Source organism: Mesorhizobium sp. W016 (genome assembly GCF_054719485.1).
Window position 1 is genome coordinate 3,488,234 of record NZ_JBTTIF010000002.1, and the last position, 17,438, is coordinate 3,505,671.

General features: G+C 58.2%; 10 protein-coding genes and 1 pseudogene. 5 read left to right on the top strand and 6 right to left on the bottom strand.

Annotated elements, in window-relative coordinates:
• Positions 1-218: 218 nt before the first annotated feature.
• From ACYG9V_RS17355 to ACYG9V_RS17365, 3 genes and pseudogenes are all read right to left on the bottom strand, one after another.
• A complete protein-coding gene (locus ACYG9V_RS17355; protein ID WP_023669226.1) occupies positions 219-518 on the bottom strand; it encodes a DUF1236 domain-containing protein in 300 nt (99 codons plus the stop codon).
• A gap of 1,834 nt (positions 519-2,352) precedes the next feature.
• Positions 2,353-2,613 carry a hypothetical protein gene (locus tag ACYG9V_RS17360; RefSeq protein WP_352765769.1) on the bottom strand — a complete coding sequence of 87 codons (261 nt, stop codon included), beginning with the start codon at positions 2,611-2,613 and terminating at the stop codon, positions 2,353-2,355.
• 340 nt (positions 2,614-2,953) lie between these two features.
• Positions 2,954-3,142, bottom strand: a pseudogene (locus ACYG9V_RS17365) (DoxX family protein); the annotation flags it as partial.
• 489 nt (positions 3,143-3,631) lie between these two features.
• On the opposite strand from ACYG9V_RS17365, the gene ACYG9V_RS17370 reads away from it, so the two are divergent.
• From ACYG9V_RS17370 to ACYG9V_RS17390, 5 genes are all read left to right on the top strand, one after another.
• Positions 3,632-9,100 carry an AAA family ATPase gene (locus tag ACYG9V_RS17370; RefSeq protein ID WP_352765770.1) on the top strand — a complete coding sequence of 1,823 codons (5,469 nt, stop codon included), beginning with the start codon at positions 3,632-3,634 and terminating at the stop codon, positions 9,098-9,100.
• Between the two features lie 695 nt (positions 9,101-9,795).
• Positions 9,796-11,094, top strand: coding sequence for an epoxide hydrolase family protein (locus ACYG9V_RS17375; protein WP_023669221.1), 1,299 nt, complete (start codon positions 9,796-9,798; stop codon positions 11,092-11,094).
• A gap of 828 nt (positions 11,095-11,922) precedes the next feature.
• Positions 11,923-12,210 carry a hypothetical protein gene (locus ACYG9V_RS17380; protein WP_352765771.1) on the top strand — a complete coding sequence of 96 codons (288 nt, stop codon included), beginning with the start codon at positions 11,923-11,925 and terminating at the stop codon, positions 12,208-12,210.
• Between the two features lie 2 nt (positions 12,211-12,212).
• The gene (locus ACYG9V_RS17385; protein ID WP_352765772.1) at positions 12,213-14,984 is read left to right on the top strand and encodes a PAS domain-containing protein; all 2,772 of its coding nucleotides are present in this window, start codon (positions 12,213-12,215) and stop codon (positions 14,982-14,984) included.
• A 42-nt stretch (positions 14,985-15,026) separates the two neighbouring features.
• The gene (locus ACYG9V_RS17390; RefSeq protein ID WP_023669218.1) at positions 15,027-15,392 is read left to right on the top strand and encodes a response regulator transcription factor; all 366 of its coding nucleotides are present in this window, start codon (positions 15,027-15,029) and stop codon (positions 15,390-15,392) included.
• Positions 15,393-15,783: 391 nt separating this feature from the next.
• Here ACYG9V_RS17390 and ACYG9V_RS17395 read toward each other — a convergent pair whose 3' ends face one another.
• The 3 genes from ACYG9V_RS17395 to ACYG9V_RS17405 form a co-directional block, all read right to left on the bottom strand.
• Positions 15,784-16,197: a DNA-3-methyladenine glycosylase gene (locus ACYG9V_RS17395; RefSeq protein WP_245265681.1), complete on the bottom strand. Its 414-nt coding sequence runs from the start codon at positions 16,195-16,197 to the stop codon at positions 15,784-15,786.
• Positions 16,198-16,299: 102 nt separating this feature from the next.
• Positions 16,300-16,680, bottom strand: coding sequence for a nuclear transport factor 2 family protein (locus ACYG9V_RS17400; protein WP_023669215.1), 381 nt, complete (start codon positions 16,678-16,680; stop codon positions 16,300-16,302).
• Between the two features lie 94 nt (positions 16,681-16,774).
• Positions 16,775-17,371 carry a redoxin domain-containing protein gene (locus ACYG9V_RS17405; RefSeq protein ID WP_023669214.1) on the bottom strand — a complete coding sequence of 199 codons (597 nt, stop codon included), beginning with the start codon at positions 17,369-17,371 and terminating at the stop codon, positions 16,775-16,777.
• Positions 17,372-17,438 lie beyond the last annotated feature (67 nt).

Sequence of the window (17,438 nt, forward strand, 5' to 3'; positions counted from 1 at the left end):
CTTTCGGACGGTTGTTACCTCGGCTCCAACAAGACGTGCTGCCTGCATTCTTGCTTGGAGATCAGCCAAGCGGGCAACCAGGGCTTGCGTTCTCTCGAGTTCAGGGTTCGTCAATGTTCATTGTCCAGCTGAGTGGCAATTGAATTTGTCCGGCTAAGTAGCGTTTGGATGCACACACTCGCCACCCAAGGGTGGCGAGCGTGGGTTCGTTCGAAATCTCAGTCGTAAACTTTCACGATCTTGCGGGTGCCCGGATCGACCAGGACCGTGCGGTTGTCGACCACCACGTAACGGTATTTGACGTTCGGGACCTCGTGGATCTCCACAGTTTCCGGCAGAGCTGTCCCGACGTTCAATTCCACGCCGGGAAGGTTCACCGAAGCCAAGGGCTGCTTCTTGACATACTCACGGATGACCGTGTCCTGTTCCGGCTGGATGATAATGTCGTCAGCGGCGGCGGAGCCGATCCCCGCCAAGAGCAACATGGCTGCGGCGGTGTTCACAAAGTGCATCTTCATATCTTCTCTCCTGCAAGGACCGGCACACGACGATCATCGTCCGCACTGCCCGGCAACCAACTTTGAACCGGGGTAAACGTTCCCGCCTACGCACCTTTGTCTAATCCGATTGGTCTAAAGTCCGACCGTACAACGCAATGGTCTTACCTTTGGACTAGGCGGAACGGATTAGGGCTTCAGCTTGTTGGTTCTCCACAACGGGAGAGAACAAATGGATCAAAGTGTTGGCCAGGCGCGATGGTTGCTCGCACCGATTTTTGCAACAGCCGTTACCTTTCTGGTAATGGCGGTCGTCCTTAGCTGACATGTCTTGGATCGGCGCAGCCAGGTCCCTTCCTGCGCTGATAGGATTCGCGAGTTGCTTGAGCGGCTGGCGAATCCTCTATTTTAAGTGCGCTAGGCCTGCTCCTTCAGCAGGCGGGGCGCTTCGTTCAGCTCATGTAACTTGGGAGGTTTACTATGGATCGGCGATCCTTTTTGACAGCGATATGTGGCGTTGCCGGGGCAGCAGCCTTTGCAAGCGCGGTCCGGCCTATCAACGCATTGGCCGGTGTTCCAGCGGCCAAAAGCGGCATTCTCGAAGAACTCGACGCGCCAGACGCCTTCGACAACGAAGGTACTCACGCGGAAGTGGAGCCGGTCAACCATCGGCGCTACTACGACCAAGATTACGACCCAGACTACGACCCAGATTACTACCACGGGCGCCGCCGCCGCCGGCGGGGCTGGAGAAGAGTCTGCCGTAGTTACTGGCGACACGGGCGCCGTCGGGTCCGGTGCTATCGCCGACGTGGTCCTTCGGTCATCTTGCGATTTTAGCTAGTCGGCTGCTTCTGCCCATGGCCCGTTCCGGCTGACGTGCTGAGAACGGGCCGGTACGATTCCTTTTGGTGACAAACGCAATCCATCTGTCCAAGGGCACTCATCAGCAGGGCCGTGGGCCTGACGTACAGCTCTTGGGGTGTCGCTGTGGTCTTGGGGTGTCGCTGTGGTGCGCCAGGAGCGGTCTGACGATGCTCTTATGCAGCGAAAGGTTTTCGGAAGCTTGATTCTGGCCGTTAGGCCGCGGGGCCAAGCGCAGCCATCAGGAGCACCCCGCAAACGATGAGCAACGGGCCGGGTAGGCCCGGCGACCTCCTTCTGACACACGGGGACAGACCAAGAAGGGCGCCGAGCCTTACCGGCGCTGCTTTGAGGGAGACGACGCCGGATCAGATGAGAGTATGTGATCATGCTAATCTCTGCGAACCATGCGAATGAAGGTAAGGCGTGTGCGCTTCTTCGCTATCCAGCCACGAACCTTCGCCTTTCGGACATGGCGGTCCGTCGCTCGATGGAAGATGAGATTGAACGCCTGATCTCACTGCTCGACTTCGTAGAGCCCCGACACGGATCTTGAACCGTATCTGTCCGGTGGCATCGAAGTCGTCGGCACCGATGACAGGGAAGGCGACGACGAGCCCGAAGCCGACGATGCCGATTATGATTGCCCTGGGTTCATAGAGGGAGGGCAAGGCCTATAACTTTCCGGTCGAGAATGAGCAGCCGCTGCCTCACCGTGGCTGGCTTCAATTTTTGTGTGGCACGATGTAGCGACTGCTCACCGCACCCGCCCCTGTGCCCCGCGTGACGACAATCGTGCTATACCCGGCTGGAACGGAACCTGTAGCGGAGGGATCGATCGAACTGCATCGCCCCACGATCTCCCCGTTGGGAGCGCCCTCGAGCCTCACGGCTAACGCCAACTGGCATGTGTCAAGCGATCCGAACATGGACGGTGATGTGTCGAGTGGCTTGCAGACTCTCTGGGCGGGGCTGCAAGAAAGCAAAATCATCACAGCTGCAGTTGCTGGATCCATTCGTGAAGCTCCGTTGTTCGACGAGCCTCAACGCGGAATAACGAGCTTTGTTTCGCAGGTGCTAAAATATGAGTTTTCTGGTCTGGCACGGTGGCGGGCTTTTCATTGTCACAGCTTTCGCCTTTCAAATCGTTCCGATCCCGAACGGCAAAACAGCCATCGCCGAGACACACCGAGGGGATCGCGATGGCCAGAAGGATGCCGCCGGCAATATTCACCATCAACTTGAAATCCATCGGACCTCTCCCTCTTATATGCCGACAGTCGGAAACTCGTGAAATCAACATGGGTGAACAGGTTGCGAACATGCTGCTACGGTTTTTGCAGAGCCAGGAGATGAGACGAGACGGACCAGCACGACAGGGACTAGCTCTCGTCGCAACAAATTGACACACAAGGACTCGACGGAGTTGAAGGGCAAGGGCAGGGACGCCATCAAGCGAATTTCAAAACCGGTGCCTTGGCCGACGGGTAATCGCTGATAACATCAAGGTATGCCCTGAGGTGACGTCACAAGGCAGTGTACTTGGGTGCCGATCGGCGGTCGGGTTGTATGATGCCGGCGTGTTGGCCGGTTTAGAATGGAAGCTTGATTTCGCCGACCGAGAGAGGCCTACCGGCCGCTATGAGCGCCGCAACCGTCTCTCTGTCCTGTTGCCGGCGCTTCACGAGGCCGTTCAGCACCCTGTCGAGAGATATCGCGCCGGCGCCGGCTATGGCCAGGACGAACATGCCGCCCGCTATGGCGAGATCCTTTTCGAAATGGTGTGATCGGGACCGTGCTGGGGATCCCGGTTCTGGCGGGCTCGTCGGCTATGCCTCGGGCGAGGCTCTGCGGCAGGTTGGCCGCGGCAACTTAGCGCGCCCCTTGCCCGCCGGGGGATCGGGCCGCCGGCCGTCGGCTGCGTCCTGAGCGAAACCCTGGGCCAGCCCCTCCTAGGGTACAGGCGAGGGCGGGCTCCCGCCGTAGCTCTGGTGACTGGCGGGCACTTCGACAGGGCGACAACGGGAACGTACGCCAAGGCATTGACCTTGTTCGCTGTTGCGGTCGCGGCGATCATGGTAGCCTTTCCGCCGAACCTCCAAATGGACCTAAGTCCTGAAAGACTTAAAGCCTGATTACGCCTACTCTTCGCAGAATTTCACGGTTGATCGCTTCGCCAGATTGGCTGAAGCTCCACACGGGATTTGCGAATTTGCGCGGCCGAGTTCACTGTGTGGACAACGGCTCATCCCATAGCAAGAAGAATCGTGATGCCTGAGGGTTCGAAGTACGCGTTAGAGTTGCTTCGAGAAGGCGCGGAGTTCACGCTTTACCGCGGAAGAGAGCATGGCAACCACATGCCGATCTTGGCGGTAACGGTAGCTGGTGAGCAGCCGTCGATTCAGAATCTCCGGCGGCTCGAACACGAATACTCGTTGGCGAGCGAACTCGATTCAGCGTGGGCGGCTCTGCCCCTCGGAATGATTCGTCTTCAAGGCCGAATGCTCCTCATTCTTGAGGACCCAGGTGGTAAACCCCTGGATCAGACAGTTGAGCAGCACAAGGGACACCCGATCGACCTGGTCCGCTGCCTGCATGTAGCCATCGGCCTGGCAGCCGCGCTTGGTCAAGTCCACCGGCAAGGCCTCATCCATAGGGACATTAGGCCGGCGAACGCACTTGTGGACGACTTTGGTCGCGTGTGGCTCACCGGTTTTGGGGTCGCGTCGCGGGTCCCCCGCCAGCGTCAGGCGCCCGAGGCGCCCGAATTTATCGCTGGATCACTCCCATATATGGCTCCCGAACAGACCGGGCGGATGAACCGTTCTATCGATTCCCGGAGTGATCTCTATTCTCTGGGTGTCACGCTGTACGAAGTCTTGACCAGCCGGCTCCCGTTCACCGCTTCAGATCCGATGGAGTGGGTTCATTGCCACATTGCGAGGCGCGCCGACTCGCCCAGTGAGAGGATAAGCCAAATTCCACAGGTGCTTTCGTCAATCGTGATGAAGCTTCTCCTGAAGACCGCAGAGGAACGCTATCAGACCGCCGGGGGTGTCGAGGCTGACCTGCGTCGCTGTTTGATGGAATGGCAGCTGCATGGTCGCATCGAACCATTCTCGCTCGCCGCGCACGACATGTCTGACCAGTTGATGATCCCGGAGCAGCTCTATGGGCGGGAACGTGAAATCAATTCCTTGATCGCGTCCTTTGATCGGGTCGTGGCCGAAGGAGTCTCGGAACTCGTCCTGATATCGGGCTATTCCGGCGTCGGCAAATCCTCCGTGGTGAGCGAATTGCATAAGGTCCTTGTCCCGTCGCGCGGACTTTTCGCAGCAGGCAAGTTCGACCAGTTCAAGCGCGACATCCCATACTCGACCCTCGCGCAGGCCTTCCAGAATCTGGTCCGGCAGATTCTCGTCAAAAGCGAATCGGAAGTGGACCAATGGCGGCGTGCCTTGGCTGAGGCGGTTGGATCGTACGGACAGCTGATCGTCAACCTCGTTCCCGAAGTCGAGTTCCTCATCGGCAAACAACCGGCCGTTTCCGACCTGCCACCCCAAGAAGCGCAGAATCGATTCAAGGTGGTGTTCCGCCGCTTCCTTTGCGTGTTCGCCAAGCCGGATCATCCGCTCGTCTTGTTCCTCGATGATCTGCAATGGCTGGATACGGCCACGCTCGACCTCATCGAGCATTTGATCACGCATTCGGAAGTGCGCCACCTTCTACTGGTTGGCGCCTATCGGTATGACGAGGTCGGTCCCGCACACCTTCTTTTGCGAACACTGGTTGCAATCAAAAAAACAGATGCGAGGGTGGGTGAGATAATCTTGGCTCCCCTCGGTCTAAAAGACGTCGATCAGCTTATCGCGAGTGCGATGCAGTGTGACATCGAGCGGGCACGGCCGTTGTCGCAGCTCGTTCAGGAAAAGACTGGCGGAAATCCATTCTTTGCAATCCAATTCATGGCCGAGTTGGCTGATGAGGGTCTGCTGATGTTTGACCCCGTCGCGCAAGCTTGGCGTTGGGAACTCGATCGCATCCACGCAAAGGGTTATACTGACAACGTGGTGGATCTCATGGTGGAAAAGCTGAAGCGTCTTTCTCCGCCTACCCTGGAAGTGCTGAAACAACTCGCTTGTTTAGGCCACGTCGCCGACACCGCCACCCTGACTCTGGTACAGAATGGACCAGAGGAAGCAATGCACGCGACACTCCGGGAGGCTGTCTATACTGGTCTTATCGATCAGCTGGATGGCGCGTACAGGTTCCTGCATGATCGAATTCAACAGGCGGTTTATTCGCTCATTCCCGACGAGCACCGCGTTGACACCCACCTACTCATCGGCCGCAAGCTGCTGGCGAACATGTCGGGTGATCAACTCGCCGACCATCTGTTCAATGTCGTTGCTCAGCTCAATCGGGGCGCTGCAGTGCTGACCGACTCGCGGGAGAAAGCCCAACTGGCGACACTCAACCTGCGCGCCGGGAGAAAGGCCAAAGCGTCGGCTGCCTATGCGTCTGCGGGCGTGTATCTTGCAGCCGGACTGGCCATGCTTGACGAAAAAAGCTGGGACAGCCTGTACGAGCTGACGTTCAGCCTCTGGCTCGAACGTGCGGAGTGCAATTTTTTGATCGGCGATTTCGAAGAAGCCGAGCAATTGTTAGTAGAATTTTCGCAACGCGCGGCGTCGAAAGTCGATCTTGCGATCACCTACCGTCTGAAAGTCCTTCTCCACACTCTGAAATCGGAAAACGCCCAAGCAGTCGAGAGCGCACTCTCGTGTTTGCGGCTGTTCGGCATTGACGTCGCGGCGCACCCAACCCTGGCGCAGGTCCAGGCCGAATACGAGATGGTATGGCAGACCCTCGGCGGACGCCCGATCGAAAGCTTGCTTGATCTGCCACTGATGACGGATCCAGAAATGCTGGCCGCGATGGACGTGCTCTCAGTGCTCCTCTCCCCAGCTAACCATACTGACTTCCATTTGTGGTGTTTACTCGCGTGCCGGATAGCGAAGGTGACCATGGAGCACGGCACAAGCGGCGCATCTGCCCATGGCTTTGCGGATCTCGGTCAAATCCTTGGACCAGTATTTCGCCGTTACAGCGAGGGTTATCGATTCGCGGAGCTCGCCTGCCACATCGTTGATAGACACAACTTCGCGGCGTACCGTGGAAAGGCCTACCACGCGAAAGGTGTAGTCGCCGTCTGGACGCAACCGATCTCAACCTCGATAGATTTTCTGCGAACGGCCTTTCGCATAGCGACCGACACCGGTGACCTGACCGTCGCCTGCTACTGCATGGACAAGTCCGTCACCAATTCTCTGATGCGGAACGATCCGCTCGACGCGGTGTGGCGTGAGTCGGAAATGGCCCTGGACTTTGTCCGGAAAGCTCGGTTCCACGACGTCGCTACCGTTATCGTGGCCCAGCAACGCTTCATTGCTACCATGCAGGGCCGTACCTTCACCTTCTCCACCTTCAGTGATGCGCAGTTTGACGAAGCGGACTTCGAAACGCAGATCGCGGCTGACGCAACGGCGACCGCGGCGTGCCTATACTGGGTCCTCAAGTTACAATCCCGATTTCTGTCGGGCGACTGCGTCGAGGCGCTAGCGTCAGCCGAGCGGGCGAAAGAACTGCTTTGGGCCGCACCCGTTCATTTCCAGCGGCTCGACTACTTCTATTACAGCGCGCTGGCGATGGCATCATTGTATGAGAACGCTTCCGCCGGCGAGAAGCGAACATGGGATGATCTCCTGGCGGTGCATCTGGAGCAACTGAGAGAGTGGGCCGAAATATACCCACCAACGTTCGGTGACAGGCATGCACTGCTGGCTGCGGAGATCGCCCGTATTGAAGGACGGGACGCCGCGGCCATGCACCTTTACGAGCGGGCTATTTCCTCGGCGCGCGACCAAGGTTTCGTACAGAACGAGGGGCTGGCCTATGAGTTGGCGGCCGGGTTTTACAACGCGCGCGGCTCCGAGACATCCGCCAATGCCCATCTGCACAAGGCCCGGCGTTGTTATCTCCGCTGGGGCGCCCACGGCAAGACGGCGCAGCTCGATCGGCTTTATCCACACCTGGCCGCCCCAGAAGGACAACATGATGCCGCAATCGTTGGCTCGCCGGTTCAACATCTGGATGCTGCGAGTGTCGTAATAGCCTCTCAGGCTTTGTCCAGTGAAATCGAGTTGCCCCGTTTGATCGAGCGGCTGATGAAGACCTTAATCGAGAATGCAGGCGCGGATCGCGGCCTGTTGATTCTGCCATCAGGGGATGAATATCTGATCCAAGCGGAGGCGCGAGCGAGCGCAGATCAGATCGACGTCATGATGCGTCAAGAACCAATCACACCGATCACCTGTCCAGAATCGCTCGTCCGATACGTCATCCGTACACGCGAAAGCGTGATTCTCGATGATGCCTCCAAACCCAACCTGTTCTCCGTTGATGACTATCTGCGTAAACGACAATCGAAGTCTATCCTCTGCGTGCCGCTCATCAAACAAGGAGAGTTGACCGGAATCCTTCTCCTTGAAAATGCGCTGACTTCACACGCGTTCACACCGGCACGAATTACTGTGTTGGAAATGCTGGCGGCGCAAGCGGCGATCTCGCTCGAGAACACACGCCTCTATAGCGATCTCCAAGAACGGGAGGCGAAGGTTCGACGCCTTGTCGACTCCAATATAATTGGGATATGCATCTTTGATCTTGACGGCCCCATCCTGGAGGCCAACGAGGCCTTTCTTCAGATCGTGGGATATAACCGCGAAGTTGTTATTTCGGGCAGCCTGAGCTGGAGCTCCTTGACTCCGGCCGAATGGAGGGGAGCCGACGAACGAGCCTTGGCGGATATGGCTTCTACTGGCACCTGCAGACCTTACGAAAAGGACCTTGTTCGGAAAGACAACAGCCTCGTGCCCGTGCTTGTGGGTGGGGCGACCTTCGACGAACTCCGACATCAGGGCGTGGCCTTCGTTTTGGACCTGACGGAGCGAAAACGCGCCGAGGCAGAGGTGGTGCACGCCAACCGCGTGGCAACGATGGGCCAACTCGCCGCGTCCATCGTCCACGAGGTCAATCAACCTATTGCTGCTACGCTTATGAATGCTGGAACCGCGATGCGCTTGCTCGACCGTCAGCCGCCAAATTTGGAACGGGCCAAGTACGCGATCGACCGGATTATCAGGGACGGAAAGCGAACCGCTGATATTGTGAGCCGGATTCGTGACTTCTCCAGGAATGCGCCGGCACGAAAGGAAGACTTGGATGTCAACGAAGCAATTTTGGAAATTGCGGCCCTAGCCCGCATCCCAATGTCAGAGAGAGGGGTCTTGCAGAAGATGCAACTGGCAGAGGGCCTGCCGCACATTTTGGGGGACAGAGTCCAATTGCAGCAAGTGATCCTGAACTTGATCATGAACGCCATCGAAGCGATGAGCGAGGTTGGGCAGGGACTGCGCGAATTGTCGATCAGGACCAGCAAGGCTGAGCCAGACGGAGTGCTGGTCGCGGTAAGCGATACGGGTCCGGGTCTGTCTCAGGCCAATCCCGATAGCATCTTCGAGGCGTTCTACACGACCAAGTCCAGCGGTTTAGGGATGGGATTGCCGATCTGCCGCTCGATCGTGGAAGCGCATGGCGGCCGTCTCTGGGCAACGCCTAACAAACCTCGTGGCGCCGTGTTTTGTGTGATGCTGCCAATCGGAAAAGAATCGGCTTAGAACCCATCTGCGGCTAGGGCCGCTAAAGGCGAACGCAACTGGTTGGGCCGCCGAAACTACCGAAATCAGCGGCGTGCTAGTTGGAATTCGCGCCAGCTGTAACGCTCTGACTACGGCCAGCGACCTCACGATTCCAGAAAAGCCCTTTCCTCAAACCGATGACAGGTTGCCGGGGCGATGACCACAGTGCGTAAGCACAGCTCCAGTTGCAGATAGAGGCCATACGTTTTCATTGGAGGCCGGGGGCTACCCGTACGGCAACCGTGCCGCCGCATATATTCCGTGCCTATGCCAGCGCGCCAGCTCGATGGCGCAATGGCTCGGCTCTACAATCCGTGACAGAAGCTGACAGAACCAGCATTCAGGTGACCACTCGGCCATGCGAGCGCACAACGTTTGGCCTCGCGCGCCGCCAGACACGCATCCATTGGACCCCAGGTATCGCCGATACATTTGTACCGACGAGGACGGCGTGGATGCGCCCGCCCTTGGCGCTGTCGTGCCGCAAGCGCCTCAGGCATCAGTCCAGAGGTCACGTGGCGGAGCCTCGGGGTGCGGTGAGATGCGCTTGACGCGGGAGCATACCAAGGTATCGGCGATACCAACGTCCAATAGAGCCGACCGGCACTTACTGGCCTCATGGGTTGATGCTGGCTCGACGCGAGCAGCTTTCGCCAAATTATGAGGAGGTACAGATGTCACCATTATCTTCAATGTCCACGCGCCGGGAAGTTCTCGTAGCATCCGCCGCAGGGGCTATTGCAATGATTGCCTCGGCGGGTGTCGCCGGGACGATTTCGACGAGTGGCGGATCTGCCGCCATCCGCCCGTTCCGTATCCATGTTGCGGACGCCGATCTCGTCGACCTCAAGCGGCGTCTCAAAGCCACGCGTTGGCCCGAGCGCGAGACGGTGAACGACACCACCCAAGGCGTTCGGCTCGCGACGATGCAGGCGCTTACGCATTATTGGGAGACCGAATACGACTGGCGCAAATGCGAGGCCTATCTGAACGGGCTGCCGCAATTCGTTACCGAAATCGACGGGCTGGACATCCACTTCATCCACGTCCGCTCCAAGCATACCAACGCATTGCCGATCATCGTTACCCATGGGTGGCCCGGCTCGATCATCGAGCAGCTGAAGATCATCGGCCCCCTGACCGATCCGACGGCCCACGGGGGCAGCGCCGCCGACGCCTTCGACGTGGTCATCCCTTCGCTGCCGGGTCACGGCTTCTCGGGGAAGCCGACGGCGGCGGGCTGGGACCCAATCCGGGTCGCGCGAGCCTGGGGCCAACTAATGACGCGCCTAGGGTACACGCGATATGTGGCGCAGGGCGGCGATTGGGGAAATGCCGTCACCGAGCAGATGGCCTTGCAGACGCCGCCGGGTCTTGTCGGCATCCACACGAATATGCCGGCCACCTTGCCCGATGAAGTATCGAGTGCGCTTGCTGCGGGTGGCCTCGCGCCGTCGGGGTTATCGGCCGACGAACGCTATGCCTGGGATCAGCTTGACTTCTTTTGGAAGCATGGGCTGGCCTACGCCCAAGAGATGGCGAACCGGCCACAGACGCTGTACGCGCTGGCCGATTCACCTATCGGGCTGGCAGCCTGGATGCTCGACCACGATGCACGCAGCTATGACCTGATTGCCCGCGTCTTCGACGGAAAGTCCGAGGGTCTGTCCAAGGAAGACGTCGTCGACAACATCGCACTCTACTGGCTGACCAACACCGCGGTCTCATCGGCGCGCCTTTACTGGGAAAGCAAGCTCGCCTTCTTCGCGCCGAAAGGCGTACCCTTGCCCACCGCCGTGAGTGCGTTTCCAGACGAGATCTACACGGCGCCGCGGAGCTGGACCGAGAAGGCGTATCCCAAGCTGATCTACTACAACCGTCTCCCGAAGGGAGGTCATTTCGCGGCCTGGGAACAGCCGCAGGTTTTCGCTAGCGAGCTTCGGGCCGCGTTCGGGTCGTTGCGTAGCGCCTGACCAGTGCGCTGCAGACCTGCCTCGGGCCCAGGTGAGGGAGATGTGCGCGGCGGCCCGCCGTCCCGTAGGCGGGGCGGCGGCCTCTGCTTCATGACGTCATCGTCGATAAATCGTCATCGGCGGATGGTTGGTCAACGGCGCTGTCCTCTAAAGGTGTGACTGGGTAGCCGGGTTTTGCGTATGCAGCGGTTTCATGCGGATTTGTTCCCGATGTAAGGAATGGCAAATGAGATGCTCGCTCCCCCATTGTGCACTGTCGCGATCGAGAACTCTGCGTCGCCAACGTCGATACGTCCGACAGCCGGTCACTGTATAACAAGCCTTCGGGCGCCCCGGACGACGCCAGTGCCAAATCTCGCCTGGCCGAAGGGTCCTTCCAGCGAATGTGCGAGGCTAAGCGCTGTGAGATTGAGAAGATCTCTCATCGATCCCTGAAGGTGCTTGGCCTCCTCGGCCGGATTTTCGAACGTTGCCATATTTGGCAATTTCGTTGGCTCCGATTGATGCGTTTGAAACGGGAACAGCGGAAATGCTGCGTCTCAAGGAAATCATCTCCTAAAGAGTGGGAGAGAGGACGCGAACGTTTTTGCATCCTTTTTGATCGAGCCTTTGCCCGTCGACCGACAAAAAACCCCAGACCAATACCAAGGTGCTATGGATTTTCGGAATAGCAGGGGCCAGCGTTAGCATTGGCGCATTAAAGTCCAGTGCTTGTGGAGTTGCGTGGGTACGTCAGCGTAGCCTATGGTGCTTTTAGGGCGCTCAACTGTACCGAGTGGCTAGTGTTTGTGTATTCTTCAATGCGGGGACCAAGGGTATCGCGTTTTCATGGCATGGAAAAAGAATCGCTTTGACCGCGACCATCGAGTGGTTCAGATGGCGGGTCTTTGTGGTCCTGGTCACCTTAGTTGCCAATGGGATCCCGACGGGATCGACGCCATGTCGGTGGAGCGCATTGACGAGTTGACTACTCGCACAGCTGCTGGCGCCGACCGATGCGTCGGTCAGTTCGATATCGTTGAGCAAAATCCGTTCTTAGCCACCACGCAGGAGTTTCTTCAAGGACTTCTGCAACGCGGTACCGACAAAGCGCTCTCGCACCGAACCGCAAGCTGATCATGTATACCGATGTTCTCGCCGAGAATAAACGGCTTCAGCGCTGTCTCAGGTACTTGGGCAGTGTTATGGCGCTGTCCAGCGACTGGGTTGGCGGCGAGTCATCCCTGATCGCCGGTCAATTCCTCGAGTTAGTCCTCGGCATGTTGGAACTCGACTTCGCACACTTACACTTGAAGAGCGCCAGCAACGACTCGCCACTAAAGGTAACGCGGCTGTCACAATGGGCGCGCAGCGTGGCCACATCGGAGAATTTCGGGGCGATGCTCGCGCCCTTGACGACCGCCGAGGCGCCGCAACGACTTACGGCTGGCCGCAGTGTTCTTACGATCCTGCCTATGCGCCTCGGCGTGCTTGGAGAGTTCGGGCTGCTGGTGACGGGATCGCGGCGGGAGGATTTCCCGCGCGACACCGAGATAGTTCTCCTGAGAGTCGCGGCCGCCCAGGCGACGATCGGCTTGCAGGCGGCTTTACAAATTAGCGAACAGAAACGCTTTGCCCATGCGGAGCAAGCGCTCGCTGCAAATGAGCGTAATCTTGCACAATTCCTAAACACGATTCCCGGTCTAGCGTGGTCGGCCCGGATCGACGGCTCGGCCGAGTTCTTCAACCAGCACTACCTCGACTACGTTGGGCTTACGGTCGACGAGGCGCTTGGGGCGGGCTGGGTGAAGGCAGTTCATCCGGAGGATCTAGAGGGGTTGATTGCGAGTTGGCATGCAATGTTGGCTTCACGTCAGGCGGGCGAAGCGGAGGCTCGGCTCAAGCGCTTCGACGGGGAGTACCGCTGGTTTCTGTTTCGCACAAATCCTCTGCACGACGAGGCCGGCGGCCTTGTCAAATGGTTTGGTGTCAACGTCGACATCGAAGATCGCAAAAAGACCGAGGAAGCGTTGCGCGCCGGGGAGTGGAACCTTCGTCAGCTAACCGAAACCATCCCTCAGATGCTGTGGAGCGCTACGCCGGATGGATCCATTGACTACTGCAATGCGCGTTTGTTGGATTACACCGGGTTCTCGGTCGATGAAATCATCGGCGGTGGTTGGACCAAAATGCTACACGCCGACGATGTCGAACGGGCCCGCAAAGTGTGGCTTGCTTGCATTGAGAATGGTGCGCCCTATCAGGTCGAAGTGCGGACGTTTCATGCTGCCGACGGCAGTTATCGCTGGGTCTTGACCAATGCGTTGCCACTCCATGACGACTTCGGTCGAATCCTGCGATGGTACGGTAGTTGTATCGACATCCATGATCGAAAGGAGGCTGAATCAGCTATTGCAGCGAGCGAGCGGACCCTCGCACAAATCATCGATACGATTCCGGTCTACGTTTGGTCGGCTAGTGCCGATGGTAGCACCGATTTTCTCAGTAGCGGCTATCTCGAATATCTCGGAATTGGGCGGGATCAGATGCAGGACTGGCCCTGGTCGGCTGTGGTCCATCCGGACGATCGTGAGGCAAGCGCCGGTGTTTGGAAGGACTTGTTGGTTTCGGGGCGCGCTGGTGAAGTACAAGCCCGGTTCCGTCGTTTCGATGGGGAGTACCGTTGGTTTTTGTTTCGGGCAAATCCGCTTCGGGATGGAGCGGGAGCCGTCAAGTGGTTCGGAGTTACGATAGATATCGAGGAATTGAAGCGTGCAGAGGAAAGGTTGCGCGCCAGCGAATGGAATCTGCGTCATCTCACGGAGACCATTCCTCAGATGCTATGGAGCGCCAGACCTGACGGGGCGATTGACTACTGCAACACGCGTTTGCTCGACTATACCGGATTGGCTGCCGGCAAAATCACGGGCGACGGTTGGAAAAGTGTCGTTCATGCCGATGATCTCGCCCAAACTGCGCGCGCGTGGTCCACGAGTATCGAGACTGGAACGCCATATCAGGTGGAAGCGCGCCTCGTCCACGCTGCCGACTGTTCGTTTCGCTGGTGTCTAACCACAGGCCTGCCGCTGCGTGATGAAGAAGGGCGTATCCTCAAGTGGCATGGCGTATGTGTCGACATGCATGATTGGAAAGAGGCGCAAGACGAACTCCGCGAGACCCAGGCGGCGCTCGCTCACTTAACGCGCGTGATGACCATGAGTCAGCTTACAGCATCGATTGCCCACGAGCTAAATCAGCCTTTGGCCGGCATCATGACGAACGCCGGTACGGCCCTGCGCATGCTGACCGCCGATCCGCCGAACGTCGACGGAGCTCGTGAAACCGCAACGAGAACAATCAGAGATGCTCAGCGCGCATCGGAGGTAATCTCTCGGCTACGGGCCCTCTTCACCAAAAGAACCACGATTTCTGAGGTCGTAGATCTGAATACCGCCGCACAAGAGGTAGTTGCACTATCATCGAACGAATTACATAAACGCAATGTAAGCCTTCGCGTCAATTTTACCCAAAATCTGCCACACGTTATGGGTGACCGCGTTCAGCTGCAGCAAGTAATCCTAAACTTCATACTGAATGGCGCCGAAGCGATGGATGAAGTAATGGATCGGCCGAGAGAATTGTTGGTCTCGACGGAGCTGGAACGAACGGGCCATGTTAGGGTTTCGGTCAAGGACGCGGGCGGCGGTTTCGATCCTGCTGTAGCCGAGAAGCTCTTCGGCTCGTTCTATACGACCAAAAGCAACGGAATGGGCATCGGCTTGTCGGTTAGCAAAACCATAATCGAGAATCATCAGGGGCGTGTTTGGGCCGAACGTAATGATGACCTTGGCTCCGCATTCTACTTCTCCGTTCCTTCTCTGATTGCGGGAATATCCGTCACCAATTCTTAAACACGTTCCGCCGAGTTTGGGCGATAATTCTGGAAATGCACAATGATACCACGAGCCTACATCGCTGTTGTTGACGATGATGAGTCCGTTCGCGAGTCTCTGCCGGATCTAATCGGTGTCTTTGGGCATGAGGCCGAGGCATTCTCCTCGGCGGAGGAATTCCTGGCTTCTAAACGGGTCGATCAAACTAAGTGTTTGGTTCTTGACATCGCAATGCCTGGTATGTCCGGCATCGAGCTCCAACGCGAGCTGGCGCTCCAAGGTCGGCAGATTCCGATCGTTTTTATCACAGCACATGGTGATGACCGGGTCTGTCAGCGTCTGCGTCAGAGCGGGACAGTCGAATGTCTGCTAAAACCGTTTACTGACACTGCGCTGCTTGATGCTCTCAACGCTGTTCTCCACTGACCGGTTCAGGATGTTGCGGACGTCGCAGACCCGTGCTCTAACCGCTGCCCAAGTACCTCCGAAACTTTCGCGAAGTCTTCGCCGTCATGATTGTTGACGCGGAGAATGGCCGCGGACATGTCGTTCTGCGCCTCGCGATGACCGATCCTACTCGGCGGGATGGCACTGAAGCATTGTGCAGCCAAGGATTTCATTTAGTGAGAGGGTTCGCCTTCGGGCCATGGGAATTTCAAGCCGGCTTTTCGTTTTGGGAAGCACGGGCGGCCGTCTTTTCCCCCGTACTCCTGGGTCGCTGACGAACGGACTCTCCCTGACACAAAAATCGCGGCAGGCGCTCGCATCCTTCAAAATGCCGATCGCGTTGCTCTGCCCAATTTCACCGGGTTCATGGCTACCGCATGCGATGCCGTGGTGATCGCGTCCAAGTCATCGAGGCCTTCCGGCAAAGATCGAGCCCGTCGAGCGAACGATCAATCCGCAGCGCTTGGGCGAGCCTTCCCGGTCCTCGCGCCAAGTCGCGCAAGCGCTCAATGCTTCGACATTTGCCCGGATGATCTCGATGCGTTCGAGCGGCTCGAACGCCGTGATCAGGACGCCGATGCCGGTGCCCGGCGTCTCGTTCGAGACGTTGAGCATAGAAGGTGCCGTAGGCGAGATAGACATAGGCATGCCCGCGCTCGAGGAACAGCGAGCGGTTGCGCGGCGTCATCCCGCGATAGCCGTGGCCGGCGGCGTCGCCGATGACATAGGCTTCGGTCTCGAGGATGCGACCGCTGGCGACGCCTTCCGGCAACTCGCGAACCACTAACTTGCCAATGAGATAGCGGGCGAGGGCGGCCGTATCGTTCGGCAGCTCCGGGGGCGGGCGAGTGGGCGGCGGATGACCATCCTTTATGGCGGCCAGGGTTCAGGGAATCCGCTCGACCCATTCCGCACGCGAAGGCCCCGGCTCGAACGGATCGCCGAAATACTGGGTCTCGCGAGCCACCTTGCCATCGAGAAACTCCATGATGCTCACTGCGTAGGACGGCCGCCCGTCATAGGTCAGGACAAATTCCGTGACCCAGAGGTCGCCCGTGCCGATGATGCGCCGCACCGTGAAGCGTTTCTTGTTCGGCTGCGCGGCGCGGGACGACTGAATGCATCGCAATCCGCGAATGCGCTCGCCCGATTGCGGATAATCGAGCACCGCGTCCTCCCGATAAACCTGATGTTCCGCCTCGAGATCGTTCGCATCGGAGGCGGCCCAGTGGCGATCCAGAGCCGCTCGTATCTCCCGGTCTTCCATATCAGATCTTCTTACCCCCTAAGGCCTAACCTCGCACAGCGACTAAAGCTCGTCACCTTGCCAGCCCGCTCTCGCGCCCCGACAATCTTCGAATTCATTTCATTTCGCGAAGTGTTTGAGCGCGCGTCTTTCCATAGGGATAGAAGAGCTCCTTACGACCCGTCTGCCACGCAGCCTTGAGTTCCGGGCTGGTGATGTCCCAATCCGGTCGGCATTTCACGGTCACCGCTCGCATGTCCTGCCGCAGTTCCTCCACGGTGGGTCGCCCGAAAAACCAATACCCATTGTAGACCTTGGAGACGATGAGGCCGGGTTCCATGACGATAACGTGAGGGATCATGGGGTTGTGCGCGGGATCCGTGTACTCGGCGATGTCGAGGTCCTTCTGGATCACGCGCCGCGAGTCGGAAAGAAAAGGCCAATGAGCGCCAGCGCTCAATCGATACTCGTTTGTCTCTAGGAGATTATCCGTGGTGATGGTGACGAGCCGGCAATAACCCACCGCCATTTCGTGATAGAGCTGAACAAGCCCTTCCGCCTGCCGTCGGTCCCTAGGACAGTACCCACCTCTGCCGAGAACCAGGACCATGGGGTCTTCCCCCTGCAATTCGGAAAGCCTTCGTCGCACGGCGCCATGATCCGGTAACTCATAATCCGGAAAAATCGATCCTGGAATGATGTCGGAACGCATCTGAAAGCCTCACTGAGTGTCCCGGAGGTTGAGAACCATTTTGGCCGGACGGACCAATGAAAAGCCG

Coding starts and splice junctions, on each gene's coding strand:
- ACYG9V_RS17355 (WP_023669226.1), bottom strand. CDS start 518: ATGAAGATGCACTTTGTGAACACCGCCGCAGCCATGTTGCTCTTGGCG.
- ACYG9V_RS17360 (WP_352765769.1), bottom strand. CDS start 2,613: ATGGATTTCAAGTTGATGGTGAATATTGCCGGCGGCATCCTTCTGGCC.
- ACYG9V_RS17370 (WP_352765770.1), top strand. CDS start 3,632: ATGCCTGAGGGTTCGAAGTACGCGTTAGAGTTGCTTCGAGAAGGCGCG.
- ACYG9V_RS17375 (WP_023669221.1), top strand. CDS start 9,796: ATGTCACCATTATCTTCAATGTCCACGCGCCGGGAAGTTCTCGTAGCA.
- ACYG9V_RS17380 (WP_352765771.1), top strand. CDS start 11,923: ATGGCATGGAAAAAGAATCGCTTTGACCGCGACCATCGAGTGGTTCAG.
- ACYG9V_RS17385 (WP_352765772.1), top strand. CDS start 12,213: ATGTATACCGATGTTCTCGCCGAGAATAAACGGCTTCAGCGCTGTCTC.
- ACYG9V_RS17390 (WP_023669218.1), top strand. CDS start 15,027: ATGATACCACGAGCCTACATCGCTGTTGTTGACGATGATGAGTCCGTT.
- ACYG9V_RS17400 (WP_023669215.1), bottom strand. CDS start 16,680: ATGGAAGACCGGGAGATACGAGCGGCTCTGGATCGCCACTGGGCCGCC.
- ACYG9V_RS17405 (WP_023669214.1), bottom strand. CDS start 17,371: ATGCGTTCCGACATCATTCCAGGATCGATTTTTCCGGATTATGAGTTA.